We start from the raw sequence: 12,946 nt of genomic DNA, 5'->3' as shown, positions 1-12,946 counted from the left end.
ATGATAAACCGCTGTAAGTTTTCAGACGGCCTCAACATAGGTTATATCTAACTACCATGCTATACATCTAAAAAATCCATCATACTTTCTGCCGCATCCCGCCCTTCGGCGATAGCGGTTACCACCAAATCCGAACCACGCGTAATATCGCCGCCGGCAAATACTTTCGGATTGGCTGTTTGCTGTTTCAAACTACCCTGTGCCGCAATACGGCCTTTATCATCAATATTAACACCGATATCGGCCAGCCACGGCATTGCGTGAGGGGCAAAACCGAATGCCACGATAACAGCATCACAAGGAATCACTTCTTCGCTGCCTTCGATGATTTCGGCACGACGGCGGCCATTCGCATCCGCTTCACCCATACGGGTTTTGACAATTTTAATACCGCAAACACGGCCTGCTTCATTGGTATGCACAGCCAGTGGTTCAGCTTCTATTTCAACTGGTTGGGCATTAAACTGAAAGCCCACGCCCTCTTCTTTGGCATTGGTATATTCTTTTTTACTGCCCGGCATATTAGCCGCATCACGACGATACACACAAGTAACTTCGGCAGCACCTTGGCGTACAGATGTACGTACACAGTCCATCGCGGTATCACCGCCACCCAATACAACCACACGCCTGCCTTCCATGCTGACATAATCGGGCGCATCAAAATTAAGCAGTTTTTGGGTATTGCCGATTAAAAACGGCAATGCAGAATATACACCCTCAGCATTTTCACCATCAATACCCGCTTTCATGCCCTGATAAGTACCGACACCTAAAAATACCGCATCGTATTCGTCTACCAAATCATTTAGTTGTATGTCTTTACCGATATCAACGCCGAGTTTGAACTCAACACCCATATCACTAAACATCTCACGGCGGCGGCTCATCACGCTTTTTTCCAGCTTAAACGACGGGATACCGAAGGTGAGCAATCCGCCGATTTCCTGCTGACGTTCAAAAACGGTAACATCCACACCGTTTCTAATCAGCACATCGGCACAACCCAAACCTGCGGGTCCGGAACCGACCACCGCCACTTTTTTACCAGTTTTGGGTACATCGCGAACCTGCGGTTTCCAACCCATTTCAAAGGCTTTTTCGGTAATGTATTTTTCTACATTACCAATGGTTACCGCGCCAAACTCTGCATTCAGCGTGCAATCGCCTTCACATAATCTGTCTTGCGGGCATACACGGCCGCAAACCTCCGGCAGACTGTTGGTCGAATGTGCCAGTTCGGCAGCTTCAATAATACGGCCTTCATTGGCAAGGCGCAGCCAGTTTGGAATATTGTTATGCAAAGGGCATTTACTTTGGCAATAGGGATTACCGCACTCCAAGCAGCGATCCGCCTGTGATTGCGCTTGTGTTTCGGTAAATGACTGATAAATTTCTACAAATGTTGTTTTACGTGTATCAAGGGGAATTTTAGGCGGGTCAACACGCGGCAGATCGATAAATTGATATACATTCTCGCGGGACATGGTTGGGTTCCTTTTATTTTATTGTTTATTTCTGTTTTCAGACGGCCTCTCTCATAGCCGACAGGCCGTCTGAAAAACTTATGCGGTCACTTCTCGAAGCTCCATAACGGTACGCCGTTTATGGCCTAGAAGGGCATTCACATCGTTGGCTTTGGGTTTCACCAACACGAATTTGCCGACATGATTTTCCCAATCACCAAGAATACGCTCGCCAAGACGGCTGTGGGTCAATTCGACATGGCGTTCAATCAAACCGCGCAAATGCTCCTGATGGGTAGGCAGATCAACAATACTCAAGCCTTCCACCAATTCGCCGTTGATACGGCCTTGGAAACGACCATCCACATCCAACACATAAGCAAAGCCGCCGGTCATACCCGCACCGAAGTTAATACCGGTTTTACCCAATACCGTTACCACACCGCCGGTCATATATTCGCAACCATTGTCACCAATGCCTTCCACAACCGCCAAGGCACCTGAATTTCTCACAGCAAAACGTTCGCCGGCACGACCCGAAGCAAAGAGTTCGCCGCCGGTTGCACCATAAAGACAGGTATTGCCTGCAATAGCGGCATCTTCGGCTTTAAAGGCCACACCGATATGCGGCTTGATAACAATACAACCGCCTGCCATACCTTTGCCTACATAGTCGTTGGCATCACCGGTCAAATTCAAAGTTACCCCACCGGCAAGCCATACGCCGAGACTCTGTCCGGCGGTGCCGTTCAAGCTGATATTGAATTCCTGCCCTGCTTGTCCGCGGTTGCCGTGTTGCTTGGCAATCAATCCGGATAAGGTGGCACCAACCGAACGGTCAAGGTTTGAAATATTAAAACTCATATCAGCACTATCGCCGCTCTCCAGTGCTGTTTGCGCGGTCTGCATAATTTCTTTATTCAGACGGCCTTTATCAAACGGCGTATTGTTTTGCATACAATAACGTGCACTGCCATCCGGTACTTTTGGCGAATACAACAGTTTATTTAAATCCAAACCACGTTGTTTGCTTGTTTTCCCTTCGATAATTTCCAGAAGTTCGGTTCGGCCAATTAGGTCGGTGAGTTTTTCCACACCGAGTTCAGCCATAATCTCACGTACATCTTGAGCAATAAATTTAAAATAATTCATCGCTTTATCAACAGTACCGTGATAATGCTGACTACGCAGGGTATCATCTTGGGTTGCGATACCGGTCGCGCAGTTATTCAAATGGCAGATACGCAGATAACGGCAACCTAATGCCACCATCGGGCCGGTACCGAAACCGAAGCTTTCCGCACCGAGAATAGCGGCTTTGACAATATCCAAGCCGGTTTTTAAACCACCGTCCACCTGTAAACGGACTTTATGGCGCAGGTTATTTTCCACCAATGCCTGTTGCGCTTCTGCCAAACCCAATTCCCATGGCGAACCGCAGTATTTCACACTAGATAAAGGCGAAGCACCCGTACCGCCGTCATAGCCGGCAATGGTAATCAAATCGGCATAGGCTTTGGCCACACCGGTAGCAATAGTGCCGACCCCGGGCAATGAAACCAGTTTCACCGAAATCAAGGCTTTAGGATTGATTTGTTTCAAATCGAAAATCAGCTGAGCCAAATCTTCAATCGAATAAATATCATGATGCGGCGGCGGTGAAATCAAGGTAGAACCCGGCACCGCATAGCGCAATTGCGCAATATACGGGGTTACTTTATCACCGGGCAGCTGACCGCCCTCACCCGGTTTTGCCCCTTGTGCCACTTTAATCTGAATCACATCGGCACTCATCAGATAAGCCGGAGTGACACCAAAACGGCCGGACGCAACCTGTTTGATACGCGATACTTTATCGGTGCCGTAACGTTTAGGATCTTCCCCACCCTCACCAGAGTTGGAATAGCCGCCCAAACGGTTCATCGCCATGGCCAAAGACTCATGCGCTTCAGGGCTTAATGCACCGATAGACATAGCGGCACTGTCAAAACGCTTATACAGATTTTCAGACGGCTCAACCTGATCAATCGAAATCGGTGTAGCAGTTTCGGTTTTTAACCGCAACATATCGCGAATGGTGGTTACCGGACGATTATTCACAGCATCGCGGTAAAGGCGGTATTTACCATAATCCCCACTATTCACCGCTGCCTGTAAGGTGTTCACCACATCAGGATTGTAAGCATGATATTCGCCCTGCGGTTTGAATTTAAGCAAGCCGCCCGCATCAACATCTTGGCTACGGCGCCATGCCCGTTTGCGGGTAGCAGAAATTTGCTCATGCAAATCGGTAAACGAAGCACCTTCCACACGGCTGGTAATGCCGGGGAAACACATATCCACAATTTCGCTGTTCATGCCGACCACTTCAAACAGACGCGCACAGCGATAAGACGATACGCAGGAAATACCCATTTTCGACATGATTTTATACAGGCCTTTATTGATGCCGTTACGGAAATTAGACATAACGACCCGCAAAGGCTTGGTAATCACACCGGTATTGACCATGTGCGCCAAGCTTTCATAAGCCAAATAAGGATAAACGGCCGTCGCACCCAACCCGATCAATACGGCAAAATGATGCGGGTTCCGTGTTTCAGCGGTTTCTACGATAATATTGGCATCACAACGCAAATTAGCGTTAACCAACCGGTTCTGTATTGCGCCTACTGCAAGCGCAGACGGTATCGGCTGGCGGTCTTTGGCGATATTTCTATCGGAAACCACCAACAATACCGTACCTTCACGCGCAGCCTGTTCGGCCTGATCGCACAATGCTTCGATGGCATCTTTCAAATCCGCTTCAGGTGCATAGGTAGCATCTAATACAGTATGTTTATAATACTCTTGGGGCAGAGACAGCATTTGCTGCATATCCGAATAAAGCAATATCGGAGATTTGAAATTCACACGATGTGACATGCCTTCCGCTTCAAAAAACACACTCATTTCCCTACCGATACTGGTCGCAAGGCTCATCACATGCGCCTCCCGCAAAGGATCAATCGGCGGGTTGGTAACCTGTGCAAAATACTGGCGGAAATAATCAAAAGTCAGCCTAGAACGCTCAGACAAGACGGCAAAAGATGTATCATCCCCCATTGAGCCAACCGCTTCTTGACCGTCTTCGCCCAATACGCGCACAATATTTTCCAACTCCTCACGATCATAGAGAAACTGCTTCTGATAGACAGTTAACATATCCGCAGTCATAGAGGCTTCACCGACTTCGTTATCCGGCAACTGCTCAAAAGGAATCAAACGTTTAACGTTTTTCTCTAACCATGTACGATACGGATGGCGGGCACGTAATTCATTATTAATTTCGTCAGAATGTAATAACTTGCCGTTTTTGGTATCGATCACCAATAACTGACCCGGACCGACACGGCCTTTCTCCACAACCTCATCGGGTGCGTAATCCCAAATACCGACTTCCGAAGCAATTGTAATCAAACGATCTTGAGTAATGACATAACGCGCAGGACGCAAACCATTACGGTCTAAGTTACAGGCAGCATAACGGCCGTCTGAAAGCACGATACCGGCCGGGCCGTCCCAAGGCTCCATATGCATGGAGTTAAAGTCATAGAATGCACGCAAATCATCATCCATATCCGGATTTTGCTGCCATGCAGGCGGCACCAACAGACGCATGGCACGGAATAAATCCATACCGCCGCTTACAAAGACTTCCAACATATTATCCAACGAGCTGGAATCCGAACCGCTTTCATTCACAAACGGTGCAGCCGTCTGTAAATCAGGAATCAGCGGAGTATGATATTTGTAAGCACGGGCACGCGCCCAAGCACGGTTACCGGAAATCGTATTGATTTCACCGTTATGCGCCAAATAGCGGAAAGGCTGGGCCAGTTTCCAGCGTGGCTGAGTATTCGTAGAAAAGCGTTGGTGAAAAAGACAGATAGCCGATTGCATACGCAAGTCGCCCAAGTCCAAATAAAACTTAGGCAAATCTTTCGGCATACACAAACCTTTATAAACAATGGTTTGATTAGATAAACTACAGATATAAAAATCCGGATGGTCAATACGTTTTTCAATACGGCGACGCGTTACAAATAAACGGCGTTGTAAATCCTGAGTACGCCAACCGCTCGGCGCATTTACCAACACCTGCTTAATCTGAGGCATATCCGCCAACGCAATCGAACCCAATACCGAAGGATTAGTCGGCACATCACGCCATGCTGCTATACTTAAAGTTTCACGAGTCAGCTCTTCATTGATAATATCAATATACTCTTGTGCTTTTTCATTGTCTTTCGGCAAGAAAATCTGCCCTACGGCAAATTTTTGCGCCAATGAAATCCCTGTCTCTTCTGCCACAGTGCGAAAAAATGATTCCGGCATTTGCAAAGAAACGCCGCAACCATCACCGGTTTTACCATCGGAAAGAATTGCGCCACGGTGTTGCATACGCGACAACCCCAAAATGGCATTCCGGACAACTTTATGGCTTTGAATGCCATCAATATTGGCAATCAGACCGAAGCCGCAATTTTCTTTTTCTAATGAACGGTCATAGAGCATATTCATATTAGTGTTCCTACTGAATGTAATTGTAATAATTAGATAATAATTTTAGATAAATGACGGTATAGAATGGGGATAAATAATAATTGTGACAAATTACTTGAAAATATCAGATCTGTAACTCGTTTAATATACTCAATCGTTAGCCGTACAATAACTTTTACTTCTATTTAAACAAAATTGTCAACAATTCGCAATATAATTGTTGACAATTTTGTTTAAACATCTAAGTTTTTAGTATGCAAAAATATTTCTTTTACAAAAAAATATTTATATAATATATTGATTTTATTTATTTATTTTTATAAATACAATTTTATACCCATTCGTTTACTTTCTAATGTTAAAAAATAAACTGGTTATTTTTTAACATAGATCAAATCGACATCTTTGTAATATAACCTGTTATTACACTCGAATGCAAAGCCAAGACAAAATATAATTACTGCAATTCAGGCTTGGTTTCATTTAATTATCACATCCACTTAAAACAATACTTGATAAGCATAAATAAAAGCTTTGAAATAACCTATTTTAATTTACTTATTTCATAAAATATAAGCTATAATTGCACGTTTCCTTTTTATCAAAAAATTTCATAGAAGATATAAAAAACAGTTATATCTATCATATTTTTAATTTTTTTAAAATAAAAATCTTAGTCAATAAATAAATTTACATTGATTCACATCAATCCATATAACAGCCTATCTTGTTATAGTAGCCACCATTATTCATCCGTTTATTTTTTAAACTAACTGTAGGGAAACAAAATGTCCAACATTAACCCACCGGCAACAGGTACCAAAAATGAATGGAAGCGTTTTTTACTGCTTGCATTCGTAGGATTACCTGTCGCTGCATTTTTTATGATTTGTGCTTATGGTTTTTTAGTTTGGATAGGTCAAATATTGTGGTGGGGCCCACCAAAGTAATTTAACAAATATAACACTACCCTATCAGCTACCACTCATACAAAGACGATAACAATGAAAATCTTCAAATGGATAAAAAGCTTTTTTATTTGGCTTTACCGCTTATTCACTCAACCAGCAACCAAAATAGGCTTAGGTATTTTAGTTACCGGTGGTTTTATCGCCGGCGCACTATTTTGGGGAAGTTTTAATTATGGCATGGAACAAACCAACCAAGAAGAATTCTGCCTGTCATGCCATAGCATGAACGATAACCTACTACCGGAACTGCAAAAAACTGTTCACTGGAAGAACCGGACAGGTGTGCGTGCACGCTGCCCTGATTGCCATGTTCCACACAATTTTACTGATAAAGTTGCCAGAAAAATGCAAGCTTCTCGAGAAGTGCTTGGCCAAATTATCGGCACTATCGGTACACGTGAAAAATTCTTGGAGCACCGTATCGTATTAGCACAGCGCGAATGGGCGCGTTTTAAAGCCAACAATTCCAAAGAGTGTAGAAATTGCCATGATTACAACAGCATGGATTTCTCTAAAATGCGTGTTACCTCACAAATGGCTATGCGTCAGGCTGCTCAAAATAATGTTAGTTGTGTTGAATGCCACAAAGGTATTGCACACCAACTGCCCGATATGAAAGGCGCCCGTAATCCTGCATTTGATACTTTGATATCCGTTGCCCACGGTGTCAAACCTAGCAGTGGCGAAAGTTACTATAGCGTAGTACCACAAGACTTGTTTGCAGACGAAGCCATGACCCAAAAAATCGGTTCTATCGAAATGGCCACTCCAGTAAAAGTCTTACAAAACAAAGGTGACACTATTCAAGTTGAGTTAACAATGTGGCGTAAAAACAAAGGCTTTGCACGAGTTTTATATGGTAATTTCGGTTTAAATATTACCAATGCTATTCTGAATAAAGAAGTAGCAAAAGATACCAATATAGTCAAAGTATTAGAAAGCAAAGTCGACGAGTTGACCGGATTAGAGTGGCAACATGTCACCGTTACCGGTTGGGTGGAAAAAGGTAATTTGGTTACCAGTCCGGAAGCTATTTGGGATGTGGCACGTTCCAGCTATTCTCAAAGCTGTAGCGTATGCCATCGCCAGCCGGCTGAATCAGGGCATGATGCAAACCAATGGCCGGGATTATTCGCAGGCATGGTAGGTTTTACCAACATGGACGACGATACCGCCAAATTGGTATTGAAATATCTGCAAACCCATTCTTCCGACTTTAAAGGCAACCACTCAAATTCTGTTGATAAAGCTGCCTCAGAACATTAAAAAAGGAAAACGACTATGGCAAACGTTACAAGACGTCAATTTTTGAGCAGTCTGGCTGCTTTGGGTGCTTCAGTTGCCGTACCGTCAGCTTGGCTAATGGCTTCCCGAATCGTACAAGCCAGCGATGAAATTAATCTAAATCCTGATGCCAAGGACATGGCTGGTTGGAAAATCTCCGGGGCACATTGGGGTGCATTCCGTGCACGTGTAGAAGCAGACAGAGTATTGGAAATCAAACCATTTGAATTTGATAAGCATCCGACTGATATTCTACAAGGTACCTTAGATGTTATTTACAGTCCTTCGCGCGTACGTTATCCAATGGTACGCTTGGATTGGTATCGAAAAAAACAAAACAGCAACCGAGCCGAACGGGGTGATAACCGTTTTGTCAGAGTAAGTTGGGATGAAGCGTTAGATATCCTCTACTCAGAACTAGAGCGTATCCAAAAAACTTACGGACCATGGGCACTACACACCGGCAATGTGGGTTGGCGCTCTGTAGGGCAAGTACACAGCTGCGGCAACCACATGTTGCGCGCTGTCGGCATGCACGGCCGCAGTGTCGGCACGGCAGGCGATTACTCTACAGGAGCTGGACAAGTTATCCTTCCCTATGTTTTAGGTTCTACCGAGGTTTATTCCCAAGGCACATCATGGGAATACATTCTTGATGAATCTAAAGTTATTGTCATGTGGGCAAACGATCCGGTTAAAAACTTACAAGTAGGTTGGAATACCGAAACACATGAAGCATTTGCCTACTTGGACGAACTTAAGAAAAAAGTAGCAGATAAATCTATACGGGTTATCTGTATCGATCCGGTGAAGAGCAAAACACAGAATTTCTTAGAATGTGAGCATTTCTATGTTAACCCGCAAACAGATGTGGCCCTAATGCTTGCCTTGGCACACACTCTATGGAAAGAAAATCTCTACGATAAAGAGTTTATCCAAACTTATACTTTGGGCTTTGAAGACTTTCTGCCTTATTTAAAAGGCGAAACAGAAGACAAAGTCGAAAAAACACCCGAATGGGCAGAAAAAATCTGCGGCGTTCCGGCAGCAAAAATCCGTGAACTTGCCCGTTTAATGGCCAAAAACCGCACACAGATTATGGTAGGTTGGGCGATTCAACGCCAAGAGCATGGTGAGCAACCTTATTGGATGGCAGCTATTTTAGCCTCCATGCTGGGACAAATCGGCTTGCCTGGCGGCGGCATCAGCTATTCACATCATTATAGTTCTGTCGGCGTATCTTCTAGCGGTGCATCTATGCCGGGCGCATTCCCTCTAAATTTAGATACCGGTCGCAAGCCCCGTTATGACAATACAGATTATAAGGGATACAGCTCAACTATGCCGGTTGCCCGTGTTATTGATGCACTACTGGAACCGGGTAAAGAAATTCATTTCAACGGCCATCAAGTAAAACTGCCACCCTACAAAATGGCTATATTTTCAGGTTGTAATCAGTGGCATCGCCATCAACAGCGTAACCGCATGAAAGAAGCTTATTTACAACTTGAGACCGTGGTAGCCGTAGATTACAACTGGACGGCAACTTGCCGATTCGCTGACTTGGTGCTACCTGCATGTACACCTTACGAGCGCAATGATATTGATGCATACGGTTCTTATAGCAACCGCGGCGTTATTGCCATGCAAAAACTGGTTGACCCCCTATATCATTCACGCTCAGACTTTGATATTTGGTACAACTTCTGTAAACGTATGGGGCGTGAGGAAGAATATAGCCGCTCAATGAATGAAATGCAGTGGGTGGAGTATCTCTATGAAGAATGCCGTGCCGATAATGTACGTAAAGAGTTTCCGATGCCTCCATTTGCAGAGTTTTGGAAAAAAGGCTATGTCCTGTTTCCGAAAGGTAAACCTTGGGTACGCCATGCCGACTTCCGAGAAGACCCTGAAGTCAATGCCTTGGGTACGCCTTCCGGATTTATTGAAATTTATAGCCGTAAATTAGCATCATTTAATTTGAGCGATTGTAAAGGCCATCCGATCTGGATGGAAAAAACCGAGCGCTCCTTAGGAGGTAAAGGCTCTGATAAATATCCGTTATGGTTGCAATCAACCCATCCGGATACACGCCTACACTCACAAACCTGTGAATCAGAAAGCCGGCGCGCGACCTATACTATCAAAGATAGAGAGCCAGTTTATATTTCACCTGCCGATGCCAAAAAACGGGGCATCAAACACGGTGATTTAGTTCGCGTATTTAATGACCGCGGCCAACTGTTGGCGGGTGCTCATATTTCCGATAATTTCCCGCCTAATGTAGTCAGGATTCATGAAGGTGCATGGTACGGCCCGACCGGCCCTGAAGTCGGTGCATTAGATACTTACGGCGATCCGAACACATTGACTATTGATATTCGTACATCCGAACTTGCGCAAGGGCCAAGTGCGAATACCTGTTTAGTGGAAATTGAAAAGTTTACCGGACGTGCGCCGGCGGTAACTTCTTTCGGTGGTCCACAAGAAGTTACGGTGGATGGAAAACCTATCCCTCGCCAACGTAATCCGGTTTAATCAAGGAGATTAATACGGGCATTAGATAAACAATCGTCAGGCACTGCGCAAATGCCGGAGTAAAATCGGTATAGGCGCAGTTTTGCTTTTTTGTTGATTAAGAAACAACATAGAAATCCGTTTCTGTGTATTCAAATCTTACTTTTACCCGATATATAACCTTTATGGACACAACAATTAATTTTAAAACAACATTTCCCAACGTCTCCGCTCAGCGCTCTTCACTCTACGCTTGGTTTGCAGATTGGCTTGCCTTAGAGCGGAGTAACCAGGATTTAGAACATTACACTCAAGAAAATGCCTCTACATTGTGGCAGACCTTAGCTGCTTGCGGCTTGGAACAAGAAAGCCAACGTTTTCAGACGGCCTTGTCTCAAGCACTCACACTGCCTGATGCACGTTTGGAATTGGCTGCTGACTTTACCACCCTATTCTTATTACAAGCAGATATATGTGCCACACCTTATGCTTCTTGGTACCTTGAAGAAAATAAACGCCTATATGGTGATGCCGAATTGAAAATGCGACAGTTTTTAAAAGAAAACCGCCTACAACTCAATAAGCAATTTAAGGAGCCTGCCGATCATTTAGCTGTTTTTCTTTCGTTGTTATCACATTGGATTGCTCAAACAGCTACCACCAACCAACCTGAAGTAGAAGCTAAAAATCAGGCATTATTTATTCGGGAAGCCTTGCTGGTTTGGTTGCCGATATGGGCCAAACGAACACAGCAAATTATGGTAAAAACTGATGTTTATCCTGCACTGGCAGCCCTGCTTGTAGCATTTGTTGAAGCAGATGCAAATTACTTGGACGAACAATAAATGACAGCAGTGCTAGAAGTATGCAATTTAACTGTTCAGCGTGGTCGCAAACAGTTATATCAAGGCTTCGACTGTACTTTAAATAAAGGCGAATGTATTTGGTTACGCGGTCGAAATGGCGGTGGCAAAACTTCCCTACTCTTAACAATTTGTGGTTTGCTTCCACCGGAAGATGGTGAAATACGTTGGCATGGCCAGCCTTTAAACACCAGCAACCCTGAGCTGCATACCCTTTGGCATTACTGTGCTTATCAAACAGCATTAAAAGAAATGTGGACCATAAAAGAAAACTTGCAATCCGCCTTAGCTTTGGCACAACACTCTTATAAAACGGAGCAACTGCATCATTATGCCGAAATATGGGGTTTGCAAGACATGCTTGACCAAAAAGCAAGTACACTTTCACAAGGCCAAAAACGCCGTGCTGCACTCCTTCGCCTCAGCTTACTGCCTTATCGCCCCGTATGGTTGATGGACGAGCCTTTCGATGCACTTGACAGCAATGCCCAAAATTTACTGGCACAAGCTATTAATCGCCATATTGACAGCGGAGGATCCGTAATACTGACCAGCCATTTCCAGCCTCCTTCATTATTACGGATACACCGTGAAATCAATCTGGATAATACGGTATGACAAGCATCAACATCTGGAAACTGTGGCGGTCATTAATCCGACGAGAGATAACACTGTTGATACGAAACCGTAATACGATGATATTGACAGCCATATTTTTTATTCAAGTTACGGCGCTGTTTCCTCTGGGCTTAAATCCTGAGCCGGAACTGCTTCAAACTGTCGGTCAGGCCGTGATTCCGGTTTGTGCCTTGTTATCAAATATGTTGATGTTTAACTTGTTTTTTAATGATGATTATCAAGATGGCTCACTTATTGATTTGCTATTATTACCCGCCTCCCCACTTTGGTTTGTTTATGCCAAAGTAATGGCACATACATCAGTATCAGGCTTATTAGTGGCACTACTCGCACCAATTATGGCGATCCAATATCAATTTGATATCGCAATGACACTACGCACTGCATTGGCAATGTTGATGTTGGCACCTGTTTTATCCTCATTAGGAGCGTTATCTGCAGCATTAACTCTAGGCCTACGCAATGCTCACGTATTGCCAGCTTTGATTTATCTGCCTCTGGCTGTGCCCGCCCTAATTTTTGCCATGCTGGCACTGGGGCGTAACCATGCTGCTGATTGGTACTTGCTGGCAGCTGTGATGTTGGCCGCCTTATTTTTTCTACCCATTGTTACCGCAGCCGCTATACGTTGGTCTGTGTCTTAACTTAATAATATATGGCT

8 protein-coding genes are annotated in these 12,946 nt (G+C 44.4%); 6 read left to right on the top strand and 2 right to left on the bottom strand.

Features of this window, described 5'->3' with window-relative positions; translation table 11 throughout:
- Nucleotides 1–59: 59 nt before the first annotated feature.
- A complete protein-coding gene (locus tag D0T92_RS03910; protein ID WP_151050413.1) occupies nucleotides 60–1,487 on the bottom strand; it encodes an FAD-dependent oxidoreductase in 1,428 nt (475 codons plus the stop codon).
- 78 nt (nucleotides 1,488–1,565) lie between these two features.
- On the bottom strand, nucleotides 1,566–6,029 hold the full coding sequence (gltB, locus tag D0T92_RS03905; protein ID WP_225315134.1) for a glutamate synthase large subunit: 4,464 nt from the start codon (nucleotides 6,027–6,029) through the stop codon (nucleotides 1,566–1,568).
- A 770-nt stretch (nucleotides 6,030–6,799) separates the two neighbouring features.
- Here gltB and D0T92_RS03900 point away from each other — a divergent pair.
- The 6 genes from D0T92_RS03900 to D0T92_RS03875 all read left to right on the top strand — a co-directional run bounded on the left by D0T92_RS03900 (nucleotide 6,800) and on the right by D0T92_RS03875 (nucleotide 12,929).
- Entirely contained in the window at nucleotides 6,800–6,961 is a 162-nt protein-coding gene (locus D0T92_RS03900; RefSeq protein WP_151050410.1) for a periplasmic nitrate reductase, NapE protein, read from the top strand.
- A gap of 54 nt (nucleotides 6,962–7,015) precedes the next feature.
- Complete coding sequence (gene torC, locus D0T92_RS03895; RefSeq protein WP_151050408.1) at nucleotides 7,016–8,248, top strand: pentaheme c-type cytochrome TorC; 1,233 nt, start codon at nucleotides 7,016–7,018, stop codon at nucleotides 8,246–8,248.
- A 15-nt stretch (nucleotides 8,249–8,263) separates the two neighbouring features.
- Entirely contained in the window at nucleotides 8,264–10,804 is a 2,541-nt protein-coding gene (gene torA / locus D0T92_RS03890; RefSeq protein ID WP_151050406.1) for a trimethylamine-N-oxide reductase TorA, read from the top strand.
- Nucleotides 10,805–10,968: 164 nt separating this feature from the next.
- Nucleotides 10,969–11,628 (top strand): molecular chaperone TorD, encoded by a 660-nt coding sequence (torD, locus tag D0T92_RS03885; protein ID WP_151050404.1) that lies wholly within the window; start codon nucleotides 10,969–10,971, stop codon nucleotides 11,626–11,628.
- On the top strand, nucleotides 11,629–12,264 hold the full coding sequence (gene ccmA, locus D0T92_RS03880) for a heme ABC exporter ATP-binding protein CcmA (protein ID WP_151050402.1): 636 nt from the start codon (nucleotides 11,629–11,631) through the stop codon (nucleotides 12,262–12,264).
- Nucleotides 12,261–12,929, top strand: a complete 669-nt coding sequence (locus D0T92_RS03875; protein ID WP_151050400.1) for a heme exporter protein CcmB — start codon at nucleotides 12,261–12,263, stop codon at nucleotides 12,927–12,929. Before ccmA ends, D0T92_RS03875 begins: the two co-directional genes overlap by 4 nt.
- The last annotated feature ends 17 nt before the right edge of the window (nucleotides 12,930–12,946 follow it).

This window comes from Neisseria zalophi (assembly GCF_008807015.1).
In the GTDB taxonomy this organism is placed as follows: Bacteria; Pseudomonadota; Gammaproteobacteria; order Burkholderiales; family Neisseriaceae; genus Neisseria; species Neisseria zalophi.
The sequence above is the reverse complement of the archived record's forward strand: the minus strand, read 5'-3'. Positions and strand labels throughout refer to the sequence as shown.